The 17,519-nt window shown below is 69.6% G+C and carries 16 protein-coding genes (1 of these 16 cut by a window edge); 3 read left to right on the forward strand and 13 right to left on the reverse strand.

All coding sequences use genetic code 11. The features are described from left to right. Nucleotides 1–73: 73 nt before the first annotated feature. The gene (locus tag IM738_RS24660; RefSeq protein ID WP_236963639.1) at nucleotides 74–850 is read right to left on the reverse strand and encodes an alanyl-tRNA editing protein; all 777 of its coding nucleotides are present in this window, start codon (nucleotides 848–850) and stop codon (nucleotides 74–76) included. 43 nt (nucleotides 851–893) lie between these two features. Between IM738_RS24660 and IM738_RS24665 the strand changes: the two genes are divergently transcribed. After that, entirely contained in the window at nucleotides 894–1,727 is an 834-nt protein-coding gene (locus IM738_RS24665) for a creatininase family protein (RefSeq protein ID WP_236963640.1), read from the forward strand. 113 nt (nucleotides 1,728–1,840) lie between these two features. Here IM738_RS24665 and IM738_RS24670 read toward each other — a convergent pair whose 3' ends face one another. Continuing rightward, the gene (locus IM738_RS24670; RefSeq protein ID WP_236963641.1) at nucleotides 1,841–2,524 is read right to left on the reverse strand and encodes a histidine phosphatase family protein; all 684 of its coding nucleotides are present in this window, start codon (nucleotides 2,522–2,524) and stop codon (nucleotides 1,841–1,843) included. A 182-nt stretch (nucleotides 2,525–2,706) separates the two neighbouring features. Between IM738_RS24670 and IM738_RS24675 the strand changes: the two genes are divergently transcribed. Beyond that, entirely contained in the window at nucleotides 2,707–5,046 is a 2,340-nt protein-coding gene (locus IM738_RS24675) for a hybrid sensor histidine kinase/response regulator (protein ID WP_236963642.1), read from the forward strand. Nucleotides 5,047–5,226: 180 nt separating this feature from the next. On the opposite strand, the gene IM738_RS24680 is transcribed toward IM738_RS24675, so the two are convergent. The 9 genes from IM738_RS24680 to IM738_RS24720 are packed head-to-tail and all read right to left on the reverse strand — an operon-like array spanning nucleotide 5,227 to nucleotide 12,072. Continuing rightward, nucleotides 5,227–6,192, reverse strand: coding sequence for a threonine dehydratase (locus IM738_RS24680; protein ID WP_236963643.1), 966 nt, complete (start codon nucleotides 6,190–6,192; stop codon nucleotides 5,227–5,229). Between the two features lie 18 nt (nucleotides 6,193–6,210). Next, the gene (locus IM738_RS24685; RefSeq protein WP_236963644.1) at nucleotides 6,211–6,900 is read right to left on the reverse strand and encodes a VOC family protein; all 690 of its coding nucleotides are present in this window, start codon (nucleotides 6,898–6,900) and stop codon (nucleotides 6,211–6,213) included. Next, nucleotides 6,897–7,379, reverse strand: coding sequence for a cupin domain-containing protein (locus IM738_RS24690; protein ID WP_236963645.1), 483 nt, complete (start codon nucleotides 7,377–7,379; stop codon nucleotides 6,897–6,899). Before IM738_RS24690 ends, IM738_RS24685 begins: the two co-directional genes overlap by 4 nt. A gap of 26 nt (nucleotides 7,380–7,405) precedes the next feature. Beyond that, nucleotides 7,406–8,335, reverse strand: a complete 930-nt coding sequence (locus IM738_RS24695; RefSeq protein WP_236963646.1) for a PhzF family phenazine biosynthesis protein — start codon at nucleotides 8,333–8,335, stop codon at nucleotides 7,406–7,408. Between the two features lie 15 nt (nucleotides 8,336–8,350). Continuing rightward, nucleotides 8,351–8,968, reverse strand: coding sequence for a glutathione S-transferase family protein (locus IM738_RS24700; RefSeq protein ID WP_236963647.1), 618 nt, complete (start codon nucleotides 8,966–8,968; stop codon nucleotides 8,351–8,353). Between the two features lie 5 nt (nucleotides 8,969–8,973). After that, the gene (locus IM738_RS24705) at nucleotides 8,974–10,143 is read right to left on the reverse strand and encodes an aminotransferase-like domain-containing protein (RefSeq protein ID WP_236963648.1); all 1,170 of its coding nucleotides are present in this window, start codon (nucleotides 10,141–10,143) and stop codon (nucleotides 8,974–8,976) included. Beyond that, nucleotides 10,140–10,493, reverse strand: a complete 354-nt coding sequence (locus tag IM738_RS24710; protein WP_236963649.1) for a cupin domain-containing protein — start codon at nucleotides 10,491–10,493, stop codon at nucleotides 10,140–10,142. The genes IM738_RS24705 and IM738_RS24710 overlap by 4 nt, the downstream gene beginning before the upstream one ends. Further along, a complete protein-coding gene (locus tag IM738_RS24715) occupies nucleotides 10,490–11,434 on the reverse strand; it encodes a DMT family transporter (protein WP_236963650.1) in 945 nt (314 codons plus the stop codon). The genes IM738_RS24710 and IM738_RS24715 overlap by 4 nt, the downstream gene beginning before the upstream one ends. Further along, a complete protein-coding gene (locus IM738_RS24720; RefSeq protein ID WP_236963651.1) occupies nucleotides 11,431–12,072 on the reverse strand; it encodes a LysE family translocator in 642 nt (213 codons plus the stop codon). Before IM738_RS24720 ends, IM738_RS24715 begins: the two co-directional genes overlap by 4 nt. 171 nt (nucleotides 12,073–12,243) lie before the next feature. On the opposite strand from IM738_RS24720, the gene IM738_RS24725 reads away from it, so the two are divergent. Then, complete coding sequence (locus tag IM738_RS24725; RefSeq protein WP_236963652.1) at nucleotides 12,244–13,698, forward strand: aminotransferase-like domain-containing protein; 1,455 nt, start codon at nucleotides 12,244–12,246, stop codon at nucleotides 13,696–13,698. On the opposite strand, the gene IM738_RS24730 is transcribed toward IM738_RS24725, so the two are convergent. Together IM738_RS24730 and abc-f are read right to left on the reverse strand one after the other, a co-directional pair. Beyond that, a complete protein-coding gene (locus tag IM738_RS24730) occupies nucleotides 13,676–15,847 on the reverse strand; it encodes an ATP-binding protein (protein WP_236963653.1) in 2,172 nt (723 codons plus the stop codon). The genes IM738_RS24725 and IM738_RS24730 overlap by 23 nt on opposite strands. A 36-nt stretch (nucleotides 15,848–15,883) precedes the next feature. Next, nucleotides 15,884–17,519 carry the 3' portion of a ribosomal protection-like ABC-F family protein gene (gene abc-f / locus IM738_RS24735; protein WP_236963654.1) on the reverse strand. Its footprint extends 263 nt past the window's final position, so 1,636 of the gene's 1,899 nt are visible here — the last part of the coding sequence; its start codon lies off the right edge, out of view; the stop codon is at nucleotides 15,884–15,886.

Raw genomic sequence — 17,519 nt, forward strand, 5'->3', positions numbered from 1 at the left:
AGGCTTCGCGCGAAACTGTCCATCCCGGAGACACCGAGGAACCGGCTTTGCCGGGCCTCTGGTGTCGCCCCCCTCAGGGGGGTGGCGCCGAAGGCGACGCGGGGGGTGTTTCCTGAAACCCCAAGACCACGCGACGCGTGGTGGCGCTCTTCTTCTCGATCTTGGTGACCACGACGCGGCCGATCTCGGCGGTGTTGGCCACGTGCGTGCCGCCGCAGGGCTGCAGGTCGATCAGTTCGGCCGCACCGATGCGCACGGTGCGCACCGTGCCGCTGCCGCGCGGCGGCGAGACGCTCATGCTTTTCACCAGCGCGGGGTTGGCGTCGAGTTCGGCGTCGGTGATGGCGCCGAGGCTGACCGGGTGCGCGGCCGCCACCAGCGCGGCGAGGCCGGCGCTCAGCGCGTCCTTGTCCAGCGGCTCGGTCATGTGGAAGTCAAGCCGCGCGTACTCGGGCGTGATCGAGCAGCCGTTCACCGGCATGGTCACCAGGTGGCACAGCAGGTGGGTGCTGGTGTGAAAGCGCATGAGGCGGTGGCGCCGCGCCCAGTCCACCCGCGCGGTGAGCTCGGTGCCGGGCCGCAAGGCCGCCAGCAGCGCTTCTTGTCCGGGTGCCGGCACGTGCACGATGTCCGCCGTGGGCTGGCCTTCGGCGTCCTTGCCTTTGCGGGTGTCGGTGATGGTGATCGCGCTGCCATCGGCCAGCACCAGCTCGCCCGCGTCGCCGGCCTGCCCGCCGCCGAGCGGGTAGAACACCGTGCGGTGAAGCACGATGCCGTGTTGATGGACGGCGGTCACGGTGGCGCCGCACTCGGCGAGGTAGGCGTCCTGGCGGAAAAGGTCCTGGGTCATGGCGCCATCTTACGGGGCCGCCACAGGCCGTAAACTGCCAGCCATGACAGCGCCCGCCCGCCACTGGTCCGACCTTTCCACCGCCGATTTTTCAGCCATCGACACCGCGCGCGCCATCGCCGTGCTGCCGGTGGCCGCGACCGAGCAGCACGGGCCGCACCTGCCGCTGTCGGTGGACACCGACCTGGTCAACGGCGTGATCGCGGCCGCGCTGCCGCACATTCCCCACGACCTGCCCGCGCTGTTCCTGCCCACGCAGGCGGTGGGCTTCAGCCCCGAACACACGCGCTTCGCCGGCACGCTCACGCTCAAGGCCGAGACGCTGATCCGCGTCTGGACGGAGCTGGGCGAGTGCGTGGCCGCGAGCGGTGTGAAGAAGCTGGTGCTGCTCAACAGCCACGGCGGCCAGGTGGGCGCGCTCGATCTCGTGGCGCGCGACCTGCGCGCTCGGCTGGGCATGTTGGTCTACAGCGTGAACTGGTTCCACCTGCCGCTGGTTGATGCGCAGGGCGAGGACGTGAACGCGCGTTTCAGCGCCGAAGAGCACCGCTTTGGCATCCACGCCGGCGAGATCGAAACCGCGATGATGCTGGCGCTCAGGCCCGAGCGTGTGCGCATGGACAAAGCGGAGTATTTCCGTTCCACCTCGCAGGGCCGAGCAGAGCGCTTTCCCATCCTGGGCAACGGCAAGAGCGCCAAGCTGGGCTGGATGATGCAGGACTACAACGCCAACGGCGCGGTGGGCAACGCCGCCTCCGCCACCGCCGAGAACGGCCGCGCGTTGCTTGACGCCGCGGGCCGCGCGCTGGCGCACCTGCTCGGCGAAATCGACCGGTTGCCGCCCGACACGCTCACGCAGCGCACGGCGTTCGACTGATCACCCACCGGAGTGCGGACCTTCCCCCGCACACACCGAAGAACCGGCTTCGCCGGGTCAAAGGTGTGGTGGTCCCCCTGGGGGAAGCCGCAAAGCGGCGCAGGGGGCTCACTTCAGGCGTACGTCACCCAGTCGGCAAACTGGGGGCTGTCCAGGTGCGGCAGCGTGTTGTACGTCAGCAGCGTGTGCCGCCGGCCGCTGAACTGGAACTCGGTCACCGCGCTGTTGCGGATGCGCATGTTCAGGTCGATGGTGGCGTCCGGGCTCAGACCCAGCACATGGCCCACGGCGGTCGAGATCGGCCCGCCGCTGGAGACCAGCAGCACCTGCTGGCCCCGGTGGTGCGCGCGCACATGCTCCAGCGCGCTGGTGATGCCGTGCACGAAGTCGGTGTACGACGGCATGCCCTCGGGGCTCACGGTGCCCGCCATCCATTGCGCCAGGCCGTCGCGCAAGAGCCGGAAGTGCGCGCGGTAGCCCTCGGGTGACATGGGGTCGCCCAGCGAGGCGTCGCGCCCGCGGGGCAGCACCGCGCGGATCACCGCTTCGCTGTCGTACTCGTTGAGGCCGGGCCAGACCAGCGGCTCGGTGTCGAGTCCCGCGCCTCGGGCGATGCCGGCCCAGGTCTGGGCGTGGCGCTTGAGCGAGCCCATGAGCACCGCGTCGAACCGTTGCCCGCGTTCGGCCCAGTAGGCGCCCAGGCGCTCGGCCTGGCGCTGGCCCAGTTCACTGAGCTGGTCGTAGTCTGCGGCGCCAAACGAGGCCTGGCCGTGGCGCACAAGGTGGAGCGTTCCCATGGGTTGCGATTCTGTGGGCCGCGCCCGGCGCGGCTTTGTCCCGGCAGCGACTGCCCGGGTCCTGCGTGTCACACAGATGTCCCCGGGCGTCGGGAAAAGGTGGTCTTTGGGCCACGTTTTCCGGGCATGGAGGCGCTCGCGCTGTGCTTCAATTGTCCCCATGCCCGTCACCGCGTTGGCCCATGCTGCCTGACCTGCCCACCCTGTTGCTGGTTCGCCTGGGCGTGGACGTGCTCATCACGGGCGCCTTCTGGTCACTGATGCGCCGCTACCCGGCCATCGGCGGGCCGGGCTGGTGGTCGCTGGGTTCGGTGATCAGCATTGTGGGCACGCTGGCCTTGATGTCGCGCTCCGGCGGGGCCGGCCCGCTGATGGCTGCCGCCTCGGCGGTGCTGTTGTTCGGCGCCCATGCCAGCACCTGGCTGGGTCTGCGCAGCTACCTGCGCCTGCCCATGCCCTGGCGCGTCCTGGGCACGGTGTTTGGCGTGCACGCCGTGCTGCAGGTGGGGCTGGCGTTCCACGGGGACCGCAGCGGACCCCATCAACTCGCCTACGCGGTCGCGGGCCTGGTGCTCGTGGTGCTGGTGCTGCGCGACCTGGTGGGCCTGAAAGCCCACAACTCGACGCGGGAGTTCCATGAGCTGACCCTGGTGACGCTGGCCGAGGGCATCGCGCTGCTGCTGGTGCTGGGCTGGATGGTGTCCCGCCAGCAAGCGGTGGACCAGGTCTCCGCCGGCTTCATGCTGGCGTTCCTGTTGACCAAGTTCCTGCGGACGCTGATCTTCAGCGCCCTGGTGTCGCTGCGGCTGCGGCAGGATGTGGAACAGGCGCGCAAGGCCATGGCCGAGCGCGAGGCCGACTCGCGCGCGCTGATCACCAACCTGGGGGCGGGGGTGGTCGTGTTCCGGCCGGACAGGAGCATCGTGTCGGCCAACAACGCGGCGCGGCGCTTTTTCGACTGGCCGATCGATGACAGCCACCTGGCCGACACCCTGCCCTTGCCCGCGTGGCACCTGGTGCGCGAGGACGGGAAGCGCATGCCGCGCCACGAGGTGCCGTTCGAGCGGGTGCTGGCCACGGGGCAGCCGGTCATTGGCCTGATGGGGGGGGTCCAGACCGTCCAGGGCAATGCGGTGCGCTGGGCCCTGTGCAACGCCTACCCCGAGAACGACGCCATCGGTGGCCTGCGGCATGTGGTCTTCACCTTCGTGGACATCACCTCGCTCAGGCAGGCCCAGCAGCAGCAACGCGTGCTCGAAACGCAGCTCGCCCAGTCGCAGAAGATGGAGGCCCTGGGCACCCTGGCCGGCGGCGTGGCGCACGATTTCAACAACATCCTGGCCGCCATCCTGGGCAACGCGGACCTGGCCCGCCAGGACCTCCCGCCCGCGTCGCCCGTGCGCGAAAGCCTGCACGAGATCAGCAGCGCGGCGCGGCGCGGCCGTGAGCTGGTGCGCCAGATCCTGGCCTTCAGCCGCCAGCAGCCGCTGGCGCCCACGCCGGTCAGGCCCGGCGCCATCGTGGCCGAGACCTGCAGCCTGATGCGCTCCGCGATCCCGCCGCACGTGCAACTGGTGCAGCAGGTGGCGCCGCGGCACCAGGCCATCCTCGCCGACCCCACCCAGCTCGGGCAGGTGCTGCTCAACCTGGGAACCAACGCGGTGCACGCGCTGCTGGGCCGCCCCGGCCGCATCGAGTTTCAGGTGGCCGACGTGGCGCCGTGGGACCCGGTGTTGCCCGCGTCCGTGGCCCAGGCCTGTCGCGACACCGGGCGCGGTGCGGTGCGCATCAGTGTGATGGACGATGGCTGCGGCATGGACGACACCACGCGCGCCCGCATGTTCGAGCCTTTTTTCACCACCAAGGTGGTGGGCCACGGGACCGGGCTGGGCTTGCCGGTGGTGCTGGGCATCGTGGAGGCGCACGGTGGCGCCATCGTGGTCGACAGCAGCCCCGGCGCGGGCACGACCTTCACGCTCTACTTTCCCGCGACCGCCGCACCACCGCAACGCGCTTCTTCCCCCGATGCCGACGTTTCCCCGTCCGAAGGCGGCACAATGTCAGCCGTTACAAGTGGCGTCGCCCAGTCGCCCCCCCCTCATCCAGTGGAGCACCCTGTCATGGCCGACGATCCGAGCAGCACCCCCCGCCACATCCTGTACCTCGACGACGACGACACCCTGGTGTTTCTCGTTCGTCGCCTGCTGGAACGGCGCGGCTACAAGGTCACGGCGCTCACCGACCAGCAGGAAGCCATCGATGCCGTGCGCGCGCAGCCCGAGGGCTTTCACCTGCTGATGACCGACTACAACATGCCGGGCATGTCGGGCATCGATGTCGCGCGCGAGGTGCTGCTGATCAACCCCCGCCTGCCGGTGGCCGTGGCCTCGGGCTACATCAGCGACGAGCTGCAGTCCGAGGCGCAGGCCGCGGGCGTGACCGAGGTGGTGTTCAAGACGGACGCGGTGGAGGCGTTCTGTGAAATCGTCGCAAGACTTGTAGCCCCCCCGCGCCCCGCCTGAGGGCGGGTCACCCCCCAGGGGGCGGCACTGGCGGCCCGGCGAAGCCGGTTCCGCGGCGCCCTGAATTGGCTTCCCCTCCGGCGCGACTTGCCTTCGCTCGGGATGCGGTGGAACCGGCTTCGCCGGGCCACTCGCATCGCCCCCTTGAGGGGTGACGCCGCAGGCGGCGCGGGGGTGGTTTTAGCCCGCCAGCACCTTGGCGAAGGTGGCGCTATCGACGTTGCCGCCGCACAGTGTGGTGCCGACGACCTTTCCCTGGTTGTGATCGCGCTCCTGCCACGCCGCCGCGAAGCTTGCGGCGCCGGCGCCTTCGGCGACGTTGTGGGTGTCGGCGAACAGCGTGCGCATGGCCTGGGCGACTTCGTCGTCGGTGACCTGCACCACGTGATCCAGGTGCGGGATCAGCACCTCCAGCGCGGCGGGGTCGGCCACGCGGCAGGCCATGCCGTCAGCCAGCGCGGTGGTCACGGGGGCCTCGACCACGCGACCGGCGGCGATGGAGTCCGCGTAGGTGGTGGCGTGCGCGCTGACCACGCCGACGATGCGCGCCGTGTGCCCCAGCGCCAGCTTGGCGGCGATGGCCGAACACGCGCCCGAGCCCTGGCCGATGGGCACGTAGACCACGTTCAGCTGCGGCACGGCCTGGAAGAATTCCCACCAGTAGGTGCTCACGCCGCGCAGCAGGTCCTTGTGGTAACTCGGCACCATGTGCGCGCCGCGCTCGGCGGCGAGGTGCATCGCGTGTTCGCGGGCGGCCTGGAAGTCGTCGCCGTGTTCGATCAGGTTCACACCGAGCGCGCGCATGGCGGCGTTTTTCTCCAGCGAGTTGCCCCGCGGCACCACGATGCTGCAGGCCACGCCGTTTGCCCGCGCCGCCCAGCCGATGCTCTGGCCGTGGTTGCCGCGCGTGGCGCTCATCACTTCTTGTGGCAGCTCGCCGTGTTGTTTCAACTGGTCGAAATAGGTCAGCCCGCCGCGGATCTTGAACGCGCCGACCGGCGTGTGGTTCTCGTGTTTCACCCAGCAGTCCGCCCCCAGGCGCTGCGACAGCGTGCCCCAGCGGTACTGCGGCGTGGCCTGGAAGGAGCGGTACACCACCTGGGCGGCGGCTTCGATGTCGTGCAGGTGGGGCAGCTGGAGGGGCATGGGGTGATCCGGTGGGGGTCAGGGGGCCGAGGTCAGCGTGCGTGGGCCCAGGGGGGTGTCGAACCAGGCGGTGAGCGCGGCGGGGTCTTCCGCCACCGCCATGGCGTCCAGGCCGATCGCGTCCAGCGCCTGCCGCAGCCGGGGCGCTTCGGGGTGACGGAGCGTGAGGCCGCGCAGCGCCAGCCCGCTGGCGGGCATGGTCTCTGCGGGGTGGGTGTCGCCCCACTCGATCAGCGTGGGCAGTGCGCCGTCGAACAGGCGCTGGCCGTCGTCGCGCACGCTGATGCGCCACCGCAGCAGGCCCGAGGGTGTGGGGCGCGACGCGGCGATCACCGGACCGCGTTCGATGCCCAGGGCCCGCAGGCGCGCGGAGGCAGCGTCGATGTCGGGCACGCTGGCCACCCAGTGCACCAGCTGCGGCCCTTGCTGCGCCAGCCGCGCCCGCAAGGCTGGATCGTCCAGGTCGAACCAGCGCTTCAGCGGGGCGGGGCGCGTGGGCGTGGCCTGCGGGTTCACCGAGATGATTTCCAGATAGGCGCGCGGGGCCTGCTCGCTGTGCAGCCTCAGCAGCCGGTTGTGGGTGCCGAACAGGGCGTGTTCGCCGCCCGGTCCGGGCACCACACCCAGCGTGGCCTCGCACCAGGCCACGCCTTCGTCCAGCGTGCGCGCGGCCACCACGAGGTGGTCGATCTGCGCGTGGGTCGTCATGGGTAGGGTGAGCCGTCTTTGTGGGTGTAGCGCCAGCGGCCGTCCACCCATTGCGCTCGCAGGTCGTCGTCGGGGTAGTGACCCTCGTCGCCCGGGGTGCGGTCCCCCACCTCCAGGTAGATCACGTCCTCGGTGGTCTCGTTGATCAGGCAGTGGCCGTTGTCCGTGCCCGCCGGGAACCCGGCACAGTCGCCCGGGGACAGCCGGTGCCGTCCGGTGTCGGTGTGCAGCGTGGGGTGCCCCTGGAGGATGTAGATGAACTCCTCCTGCAGCGTGTGGCTGTGCCGCAGCGCCGATTGCCCGCCGGGCATCAGTCGTGTGCGGTTGACGCCGAAATGGCCCAGACCAAACAGGTCGCCCAGGGGTTGCTTGATCCGGCCGGCCATGCGCGAGGCGAAGGGCTCCGGGTAGGTGGAGGGCTTCTGGCGGGTGGGCGCATCGGCCGCGGCGATGTGGTCGGGGGGGGTGTGGCCGGACATGGGGTGCTCCAGGGGCCGCGCTGGTGTCAGAGCGTGACGACGCCGTCGATGCAGGTGACGGACTGGCCGCCGACCCAGACCGTGCCGCCAGCGTCCCGCTGAATGAACACACGGCCCTCGCGCGCCAGCGCCGTGCCCTGCGCGGCCACGTAGCGATCGGGCGCCAGGCCGGCACCAATGAGCCACTGCGCGAGCGCGGCGTTCAGGCTGCCGGTGACCGGGTCTTCGCACAGGCCGTTGTTGCCGGGAAAAAAGGCGCGCACCTCGAACTGTGTGTCGTGTTCCTCGCGGGCACCGACCACGCCGATCTTGCCGCCCAGCGGCTTTTGACCGCTGGCCTTCGAATTTGGCCCCACCACGCCAATGTCCAGCCCGGCCAGCACCGCGCCGTCGGGCCTGAGCGCGAGCACCTGCTCAGCGCTTTGCAGCATCACGCCGCGCCAGTTGGGCCCGTTGTCGCACCAGGCGTGGGCCGTGATGTCGCTGCGCGCCACACCCAGGCCACGCGCGATCAGCGCCACGTCTTCTTCGGGCAATGGGCCGCTTTTGATCAGCGGCGGCGCGGCAAAAGCCAGGCGCTGCCCGTCGCGTTTGAGCTTCACCAGCCCCACGCCACACTCCTGCACCACGTGTTCAGCTTGCGGCACACCGCCGGCCTCGATCCAGGCGTGGCAGCTGCCCAGCGTGGGGTGGCCGGCGAACGGCAGCTCGCGGCCGGGGCAGAAGATGCGCACGCGGTAGTCGGCTCCCGCCGCGCGGCCTTCGTCCGATGGCGGCAGCAGGAAGGTGCATTCCGACAGGTTGGTCCAGTTCGTGAAGTGCTGCATCTCGCCGACCGAGAGGCCGCTGCCGTCGAGCACCACCGCGAGCGGGTTGCCGCGGTAGGGCGTGGCGGTGAACACGTCGACTTGCTTGAAAGGCCTGTCCTGAGCTTGTCGAAGGGGGCGTTGCTGCATGGTGGGCTTCCGGTGTCAGGACAGGGGGAGATCGAGCACGCCACGGCTCGCGGGCAAGCTGAGCCATTGCGCGTACCAGCGTTCCAGGTGCGGCCACGCGGGGCGCGGTTGCGGCAGGCCCCACCAGCGGTGCACCTCGCAGGCGATGGGGATGTCGGCCATGCTCAGCGCGTCGCCGGCCATGAAGGCTTGTCTCGACAGGTGTTCATTCAGTTGGTTGAACAGCGGCTCGGCAACCGCCACCGACGCGGCAATGACCTGCGGGTTGCGCTGTTCGACCGGCGTGCGGACCCACTGCTTGAAGGCGGGGCTGCCGGCCGGGTTCAGCTCGGTCTGCTGCCAGTCCATCCAGCGCTCGGCGTTGAAGCGCTGCCGGAGGTCTTGCGGGTACAGGGACGAGCCCTCGCGGCAACAGAGGTAGCGCACGATCACGTTCGATTCCCAGAGCGTGAAGTCGCCGTCTTCCAGCAGCGGCACCAGGCCGTTCGGGTTCCGGGCGCGGTAGTCCGGTGTGTTCACGATGCCGTAGGCCAGGCCCGCGTCGATGCGCTCCACCTCCAGCCCGAGCACCTGCGCGCACAGCACCACCTTGCGCACATTGATCGAGCTGATGCGGCCCCAGAGGCGCAGCATGGCGATCAGCCTTGAGCCGCTTCGCGGATGGCCTGCGCCAGCGCCGCGATGCCGATGTGGATCTGCTCCACGCTCGCCGTCACGAAGGACAGGCGCAGCGTGCGCGGGTCGGCGTGGTCGGCGTAGAACGCGGCGCCGGGCACGAAGGCCACGCCCTTGTCCACCGCCTTCGGCAGCAGCTCCACGGCGTTCATGCCTTCGGGCAGGCGCACCCAGAGGAACATGCCGCCGTCGGGCGTGTTCCACACCACGTCCAGGCCGGCCATGTCTTTCTGCAGCGCTTCCAGCATCGCATGGCACTGGCTCTTGTAGAGCGCGCGGATGGTGGGCACATGGCGGTCGATGAAGCCGTCCTTGAGCACCTCGGACACCATGCGCTGGTTGAAGCTGGGGCTGTGCAGGTCGGCCGCCTGCTTGGCCTGCAAGAGTTTGGGCATGATGGCCTTGGGCGCGATCACGTAGCCGAGACGCAGGCCCGGCGCGAGCACCTTGGAGAACGAACCCAGGTAGATGCAGCCCTCAGGGTTGCGCGCGGTCAGCGGCTTCGGGGGCGGCTGGTCGAACCACAGGTCGCCATAGGGGTTGTCTTCCACCAGCGGCAGGCCGATGGCGGCGGCGCGCTCCACCAGCGCCTGGCGGCGTGCTTCGCTCATGCTGCGGCCGGTGGGGTTCTGGAAGTTGGGCAGCACGTAGAGGAACCGTGCGCCCTCGGCCTTGGCGGCCAAGTCTTCAACGTCCACACCTTCGGCATCGCTGTCCACGCTCACGATGTTTGGTTCCATCGGCGTGAAGGCCTGCAGCGCGCCGAGGTAGGTGGGCGTTTCCACCAGCACGGTGCTGCCTTCGTCGATCAGCACCTTGGCCACCAGGTCCAGGCCCTGCTGGCTGCCGGTGGTGATCAGCACCTGATCGGCCGACACGTCCCAGGGCATGCTGGCCGCGACCCATTCGCAGAGCGGGCGGTAGCCTTCACTGGCGGCGTATTGCAGCGCGGCACGGCCGTCGGTGCGCAGCACGGTTTCGCAGGCGGCGGCGAAGGCCTCGACCGGGAAGGTCTTGGGCGAGGGCAGGCCTCCGGCAAAGCTGATGATGCCGGGCTTCTCGGTCACCTTCAGGATCTCGCGGATCACCGATGGGTTCATTTTGTGGGCGCGTTTGGCCAGGGTCCAGGTCATGCTTGTTCTCCTCCGTTGGGGCCGTAAAAGACGACCCAAGTGACAAAATCGTCGCTGAAATTTTCAAAGCGGTGCGCGGCGCCCGCGGGCACAAACAGCACGTCGCCGGTTTGCACGTGTGAGCGCTGTCCTTCAAGCCAGAAACCCGACGTGCCGTGCTGCACCACATACAACTCGTCCTGCGCGTGCGGCTGCTGAATGTCGCGCCCGAGCCCCGAAGCGGCGGGCGCGAACAGTTCCACGCGCATGCTGCCGTGCGCCAGCGCCCGCACGAACGGGGTGCCTTGCGGGTAGTCAGGGCCGGGCGCCTGCGGCAGGGCCTGCAGAAGGGCCAGGAAATCGGCTTTCATGGTGGGCCTTTGATTTTTGGGGCGGCCATGCGGCGCCCCATGAAAACGGTGGCGACCACGGCGAGCGCAAAGCCCAGCGTCATCGCATCCAGCGATTCTCCCAGCAGCGGCACGGCGGCCAGGATGCTGACGAAGGGTTGCAGCAACTGCAGCTGGCTCACGCGCAACGCGCCGCCCAGCGCCAGCCCACGGAACCAGGCGAAGAAGCCGGTCCACATGGAGAACACGCCCACGTACAGCAGGGCGAGCCAGGCCGAGGTGTGGATGGGTTGGTCGGGCCAGGTCAGCAGCGCGCCGGGCACGGTGAGCGGCAGCGCCATCACGCAGACCCAGCTGATCACGCGCTCGGCGCCGAGCACCGGCGTGACCTTGGCGCCCGCCACGTAGCCGAGCGCAGCGGCGATGACGGCGCCCACCAGCAGCCCGTCGGCCCAGGCCAGGCCGAAACCGTGGCCGAGCTGGTGCGCGCGCAGCACGCTGTAGGCCGCCACCAGCAGGCTGCCGAGCCCGGCGAACAGCCAGAAGCCCAGTCGCGCACGCTGGTGCAGCAGCCAGGCCGCGGCGGCGGCGGTGGCCAGCGGGAGCAGGGCGGTGATCACGGCGGCGTGGCTGGCCGTGACGTGGCGCAGCGCCCAGCCCAGCAGCAGCGGGTAACCGATGGCATTGCCCAGCAGCGAGAGCGCGAGCGGCTTGCGGTGCTCGGGCGCCGGCAGTGGCGAGCGCGTCGCCAGCAGGTAGACGGCCGAGAGCCCGCCCGCCAGCGCAGCGCGCGCCCAGGTGACGAACCAGGGCGAGAGCTGGGGCGCGTCGGCCGTGCCGGTGGCCAGCCGCGTCATGGGCAGGGTGAGCGCGAACACCACCACGCCGATCAGGCCGAGCCACAGGCCCAGGGTCTGTTCGCGGTGGCTGGGCAGGGCGGGCAGCGCGGTGCTGTGGCTCATGTCGGGCCCCCAATGCCTGTCACCAGCATCCACGCTGCGGTGAGCACCAGCGCGCCGGCCATGATCCGATTGAACACCAGCAGGCGTGCGCCCGTGGCCACGCCGTCCACCACCGGCCCAGCCAGCCAGTGGCGCAGCAGGGAACCGACGGTGGCGTAAAGCAGGTTGCTGAACAACGCGAAGGCCAGCATCAGCGGCAGCACCTGGACGAAGCGCTCCAGCGCGTCCGGCCGCCCGGCGATCCAGCCCGCCACGATCGACAGCGCCAGCATCCAGGCCTTGATGTTGAGGAACTGCAGGCCCACGCCCTGCGCGAACGTGACTTGCAGCCGCTCGGCCTTGACCTGGCTGAGCGAGCGGCTGCCCCAGAGTTTCCACGCCATCCACAGCAGGTAGGCGCAGCCACCGATCAGGATGGCCCATCGCAAGGCCGGCTGCGCCACGATCAGCGTGCCCAGCCCACCCGCACACAGCGCCAGCAACAGACCCCAGCCCACCGGCACCGCGCAGACGAAGCGCAGCGAATGCCGCAGGCCGAAGTTGGCCGCGAGCGCGGTGGACAGCGTGGTGTTGGGCCCCGGGGTGAAGCTGGTGGCCGTGGCCAGCACCAGCAGGGCGCTGAACTCGCTGGCGGTCATGCGCGGCCCTTTGCGCACGCGCACCGCGTGGCCATGGAGACGGGACGGTGGCGGGTGAAAAGGGCTTGCGACGGCATGTCAATCACTTTATCCTTGTCCGGCCATACACCAGCCATACAGTTCAGGTGTTCAGTTCAACAACTGTATGGTCTGCCCCGGCCACACACCGCCATGTTCAACACCCCCGACACCCGCCCCGCCGACGCGCTCGCCAGCGCGCCCGCCCTCAGCCGCACGGCGGCACAGACGCTGGCCGAGCAGCTGGCTGGGCGTTTTGCCGCCCGCATCCGCGACCGCCTGCTCGCGCCCGGCGCGCGCCTGCCCAGCGTGCGCCAGTGTGCGGCCCAGCAGGGACTGAGCCCGTCCACCGTGGTGGCGGCCTACGACCTGCTGCTGGCGCAGGGCCTGGTGCAGGCGCAGCGTTATCGCGGCTTTTTCGTGCGCGAGCGGGCGCCGCGCGGCGGCCCGGCGGCGCCCGCGCCCAGCGACGCGCCGGCCCGCATGGCCGCGCCGGTGAACGCGGCGGCGCTGATCCGCGGCATGTTCCACCCGCCGGGCTCGCAACCACAGCCCGGCATGGGCGCCTTCCCGCCCGACTGGATGGCCTCCACCTTCATGCAGGCCGCGGTGCGCCGCGTCACCACGCCGCAGGCGCTGGCCGACAACTCGCTGCGCTACGGCGAACCGCTGGGTGATGGCGCGTTGCGCCGTGTGCTGGCCACGCGGCTGCAGAGCCTGGGCCTGCACGCCGGGCCGGGCCAGATCATCACCACCGTGGGGGCCACGCACGCGCTCGACATCGTGAGCCGCACCCTGCTGAAACCAGGCGACTGCGTGATGGTGGAAGAGCCGGGCTGGGCCGTCGAGTTCGCCCGGCTCGATGCCATGGGCATGCGCATCCTGCCGGTGCCGCGCGGCCCGGCCGGGCCCGATCTGGCGGTGATGGCGCGCTACTGCGAGGAACACGCGCCCAAGCTGTTTGTGAGCGTGAGCGTGTTGCACAACCCGACCGGCCACAGCCTCTCGCCGGCCAGCGCGCACCGTGTGCTGCAGCTCGCGCAGCAGCACGGTTTCTACGTGGTGGAGGACGACACCTACGGCCACATCGCACCCGAGCACGCCACCCGCATGAGCGTGCTCGATGGCCTGCAGCGCACCATCTACGTGAGCGGTTTCGCCAAGATCCTGGCGCCGAACTGGCGCGTGGGCTACCTGGTCGCGCCGCCCGACTGGGTGGAACGCCTGCTCGACACCAAGCTGCTCACCACGCTGACCACGCCCAGCCTGCTGGAGCGTGCGCTGGCGCACTGCATCGAGCAGGGCCAGCTGCTGCGCCATGCCGAGCGCATCCGCGCGCGGCTCGACGAAGCGCGCAGCCGCAGCGTGAAGCTGGCGCAGGCGGCGGGCTGCCGTTTCGTGTCGGAGCCGGCGGGTCTGTTTGGCTGGGTGGACACGGGCGTGGACACCGAAGCGCTGGCGCAGCGCATGCTGGACGAGGGATACCTGATCGCGCCCGGCGCGCTGTTCCACGCCGCGCGCGCGCCGAGCACCCTGATGCGCATCAACTTCGCGACCACGCAGGACGCCGCGTTCTGGAAGGTGTTCAGGCGGCTGGCGGTTCGCTGAGCAAGGCGGCGAGCGCGGTGTCGATCTGCTGCGCTTCGGTCTGCATCAGCGGCAGCGCGCGCTCGAACAGCTTCCAGTCGCGCGAACGCGCGGCCAGTTCCAGTCCTTTGGAGAGCAGGGCGCCGCGTTCGGCCGTCATGCTGCCGAGCGAGCCCTTGAGTCCATGCGCGTGGGCGATGGCCAGGTGGGGGTCTTGTGACAACAAGGCGGCTTGCAACTGCTCCAGGCGCTCGGCCAGATCGCTGCGCATCGCGTGCGCCAGCTGGCGCAGCGTGGCCTCGTCGCCGTCGAGCCGGCGGCGCAGTTTGTTCACGTCGATGGCGCCGGCGGTCGCCGGGGAGCGCTGGCTGGCCTGTGGCGCGGATTCGACCGGGAGGCCGTGTGCGGGAGGGAGCGAGATGCGCCGCAGCGCGTCGTCCATCGCATGCATCAGAGCCCTTGGACCCACCGGCTTGGGCGTGTAGCCGTCCATGCCGGCGGCCAGGCAGGCCTCGCGGTCGCCGATCATGGCGTTGGCCGTCACCGCCACGATCGGTGTGTGTGGCAGCCCCTTCAGGGTTTCCAGTTCGCGGATGCGCCGCGTTGCTTCGAGCCCGTTGCTGCCGGGCATCTGCACATCCATCAGCACGAGATCCACCCCGCCTTGCGACCACTGCTGCACCGCGCGATCGCCGTCGCGAGCGTTGCGCACGGTGCAGCCCAGGCGCTGCAGCAACTGGTTCATCAGCAGCTCATTGACCGGGTGATCTTCTGCGACCAGCACGCACAGCCCGGCAAAACGCTGGCCGGCTTGCGCCACCCCGTTCAGCTCCACCGGCCCGCTCAGCGGACCCTTGTCAGGCACGGCGGGCTCGCCGAGCGGCAGGGTCACCGTGAAGGTGCTGCCCTGGCCGAGCTCGCTTTGCAACTCGATGCCTCCGCCCATGAGCTGGACCAGGCGCGAGCAGATCGCCAGGCCCAGCCCGCTGCCGCCGAAGCGGCGCGCGGTGGAGGCGTCGGCCTGGGTGAAGGCGTCAAAAATCGTGGTCTGCTGCTTGGGTGAAATGCCCACACCGCTGTCCTGCACCTGCAGGCGCAGCAGGCGCTGGCCTGTGCCGGCGGCCGACAGTGCCTGGGCCGAGACCCGGATGCGCCCGCCGCGCGGGGTGAACTTCAGCGCGTTCGACAGCAGGTTGCCCAGCACCTGGCGCAACCGCCCCGGGTCGCCAAGCATCTGCGTCGGAAGGTCAGGCGCGGTTTGCAAGGTCCAGTCCAGTGGCTTGGCACGCGCCTGTTCGGCATAAAGGGCACTCACTTCGTCCAGTGTGTCGCGCAGGTTGAAGGGAACGTGTTCGATGCTGAGCTTGCCCGCTTCGATGCGAGAGAGGTCCAGCACGTCGTTGAGCAGGGCCAGCAGCGCGTGGGCCGAGCTGTCCATCAGGTCGAGCCAGCTCTTTTGTTCCGGGTTCAGTGGCGAATCCATCAACAGCCGTGTCAGGCCCATCAGTGCGTTGAGTGGTGTGCGCACCTCGTGGCTGATGTTGGCCAGGAACTCGCTCTTGGCGCGGCTGGCCTGCTCGGCCAATTCGCGTGCGCGCTCGCCCTGGGCTTCGACGCGCTTGCGTTCACTGATGTCGGCATGCGTGCCCATCAGGCGGATGGGACGGCCCTTGGCGTCGTGTTCAGCCACCATGGCGTGGCTTTCGATCCAGAGCCAGCCATCGACCGTGCGCACGCGGTATTGCGACACCGCGTGCTGCTGCTGTCCTTTCAGCAGGGAGCGGGTCACGGCGTCCACACGGGCGAGATCGTCGGGGTGCACACGGTCAAGCAGGCCGCGGGTGTCCCAATGGCCTTCCATGGCGATGTCGCCCAGCATCTCGCCCCAGCGCGCGGTCAGAAAAACCTGTTGCGAGGGCAGTTGCCAGTCCCACAGTGCCAGCCGGGCGGCGTCCACCGCGAGCTGCAGGCGGTCGCGCGTCTCGTCCAGGGCCTCTTCGGCCAGCAGACGGCTGTTGGATTCGCGGTGCACCGAGCTGCGCAGGCGGTCCAGCTCATGGTTCTGCCGGTCGAGCTCGGCCATCAGCACCCGCGTGCGCTCGCGCTCTTCTTTCAGATCCTGCAAGGTGCGTTGCAGGTCGAGGGCGATGCGTTGGGCGCTGTTGGGCATGGGTGTGTGGGTGGCTGTGCACCCCGGGGGAAAGGGTCAGCTGCCGCCGAGCGCTTCCCAGCGCTCCATGGACTGCAGCCATTCAGCTTCTATTTCGGCATGCCGGGCGCCCAATTGAGCCGCGCGTGCCGCGTCGCTGACAAACAGCGCACCGCCGTTCAGGGCGGCGTCGATCTCTGCCTGCTCCGCTTCCAGCTTTTTCAGGAGCGCGGGCAGGGCGTCGAATTCACGCTGCTCCCTGTAGCTGAGCTTGCGTTTGGCGGTGGGCGCGGTGGCAGCGGGTGCTGCTGGGGCGGGTGTGGGCGCTGCGGCCGGCGCTGTTGCGGGCGTCCGTTCGCGTTGCAGCTCCGCCGCCCGGGCCGATTGGGTGAGCCAGTCCTGCACATCGCCCACGTACTCACGCCAGCGGCCGTCGCCTTCGGCCACCAGCGTGCTGGTGACCACGTTGTCCAGGAAGCGGCGGTCGTGGCTGACCAGGAACACCGTACCTTCGTACTGCTGCAACAGGTCTTCCAGCAGCTCCAGCGTGTCGATGTCCAGGTCGTTGGTGGGTTCGTCCAGCACCAGCACGTTGGCCGGGCGCGCAAACAGGCGCGCCAGCAGCAGGCGGTTGCGCTCGCCACCCGAGAGCGTGCGTACCGGCGCGTTGGCCCGCGCCGGCGAGAAAAGGAAGTCGCTCAGGTAGCTCTTGACGTGGGTGCGCTTGTTGCCGATCTCGATCCACTCGCTGCCCGGGCTGATGAAATCTTCCAGCGTGGCGTCGAGGTCGATCTGGTCGCGCATCTGGTCAAAGTACGCCACGCTTTGTTTGCTGCCCTGGCGCACCGTGCCGCTGTCGGGTGCGAGTTCGCCCAGGATGATTTTCAGCAGTGTCGTCTTGCCCGCGCCGTTGGGGCCGATCAGACCGATCTTGTCGCCACGCAGGATGGTGGCGGTGAAGTCGCGGATCACCGTGCGCTGGCCGCCGCTGGCCGTGGGGAAGGATTTGCCGATCTTCTCCAGTTCGGCCACGATCTTGCCGCTGGTGGTGCCACTGGCGACCTCCAGCTTCACGCTGCCGACCGCGTCGCGACGCTGCGCGCGCTGTTCACGCAATCGCTCCAGTCGGGTGATGCGCCCTTGAGCGCGGGTGCGGCGGGCTTCCACGCCCTTACGGATCCACACCTCTTCCTGGGCCAGCAGCTTGTCGGCACGGGCATTGATCACGGCCTCCTGCGCCGCCTGTTCTTCTTTCAGAAGCTGGTACTGGGCAAAATTGCCGGGGTAGCTCAGCAGGCGCCCGCGGTCCAGTTCAACCATGCGCGTGGCCACGCGGTCCAGGAAGGCCCGGTCGTGACTGATGGTCACCACGCTGCCCTTGTATTCCAGCAGCAGATCTTCCAGCCAGGTGATGCTGTCCAGGTCCAAGTGGTTGGTCGGCTCGTCCAGCAGCAGCACGTCGGGGCGGCTCACCAGCGCCTGCGCCAAGGCCACGCGCTTCTTGTTGCCTCCCGAGAGCTGACCCACGGTGACGTCCCCTTCCAGGTGCAGCCGATGCAAGGTCTCTTCGACGCGCTGCTCCCAATTCCACGCGTCCAGGGCTTCGATTCGGTTCTGCAGCGCATCCAGATCCAGGCCGTCAGCGCCACTCAAATAGAGGTCGCGCGCCGCGCGAGCGTCGGCCAGCCCCACG

Source organism: Hydrogenophaga sp. SL48, from assembly GCF_021729865.1.
GTDB lineage: Bacteria > Pseudomonadota > Gammaproteobacteria > Burkholderiales > Burkholderiaceae_C > Hydrogenophaga.

Excerpts from the sequence above, each read along its gene's own strand:
- IM738_RS24675 (WP_236963642.1), top strand. The coding sequence starts at position 2,707 with ATGCTGCCTGACCTGCCCACCCTGTTGCTGGTTCGCCTGGGCGTGGAC.
- IM738_RS24695 (WP_236963646.1), bottom strand. The coding sequence starts at position 8,335 with ATGCAGCAACGCCCCCTTCGACAAGCTCAGGACAGGCCTTTCAAGCAA.
- IM738_RS24685 (WP_236963644.1), bottom strand. The coding sequence starts at position 6,900 with ATGACGACCCACGCGCAGATCGACCACCTCGTGGTGGCCGCGCGCACG.
- IM738_RS24665 (WP_236963640.1), top strand. The coding sequence starts at position 894 with ATGACAGCGCCCGCCCGCCACTGGTCCGACCTTTCCACCGCCGATTTT.
- IM738_RS24730 (WP_236963653.1), bottom strand. The coding sequence starts at position 15,847 with ATGCCCAACAGCGCCCAACGCATCGCCCTCGACCTGCAACGCACCTTG.
- IM738_RS24670 (WP_236963641.1), bottom strand. The coding sequence starts at position 2,524 with ATGGGAACGCTCCACCTTGTGCGCCACGGCCAGGCCTCGTTTGGCGCC.
- IM738_RS24690 (WP_236963645.1), bottom strand. The coding sequence starts at position 7,379 with ATGTCCGGCCACACCCCCCCCGACCACATCGCCGCGGCCGATGCGCCC.
- IM738_RS24700 (WP_236963647.1), bottom strand. The coding sequence starts at position 8,968 with ATGCTGCGCCTCTGGGGCCGCATCAGCTCGATCAATGTGCGCAAGGTG.
- IM738_RS24660 (WP_236963639.1), bottom strand. The coding sequence starts at position 850 with ATGACCCAGGACCTTTTCCGCCAGGACGCCTACCTCGCCGAGTGCGGC.
- IM738_RS24715 (WP_236963650.1), bottom strand. The coding sequence starts at position 11,434 with ATGAGCCACAGCACCGCGCTGCCCGCCCTGCCCAGCCACCGCGAACAG.
- IM738_RS24720 (WP_236963651.1), bottom strand. The coding sequence starts at position 12,072 with ATGACCGCCAGCGAGTTCAGCGCCCTGCTGGTGCTGGCCACGGCCACC.
- IM738_RS24725 (WP_236963652.1), top strand. The coding sequence starts at position 12,244 with ATGTTCAACACCCCCGACACCCGCCCCGCCGACGCGCTCGCCAGCGCG.
- IM738_RS24680 (WP_236963643.1), bottom strand. The coding sequence starts at position 6,192 with ATGCCCCTCCAGCTGCCCCACCTGCACGACATCGAAGCCGCCGCCCAG.
- IM738_RS24705 (WP_236963648.1), bottom strand. The coding sequence starts at position 10,143 with ATGACCTGGACCCTGGCCAAACGCGCCCACAAAATGAACCCATCGGTG.
- IM738_RS24710 (WP_236963649.1), bottom strand. The coding sequence starts at position 10,493 with ATGAAAGCCGATTTCCTGGCCCTTCTGCAGGCCCTGCCGCAGGCGCCC.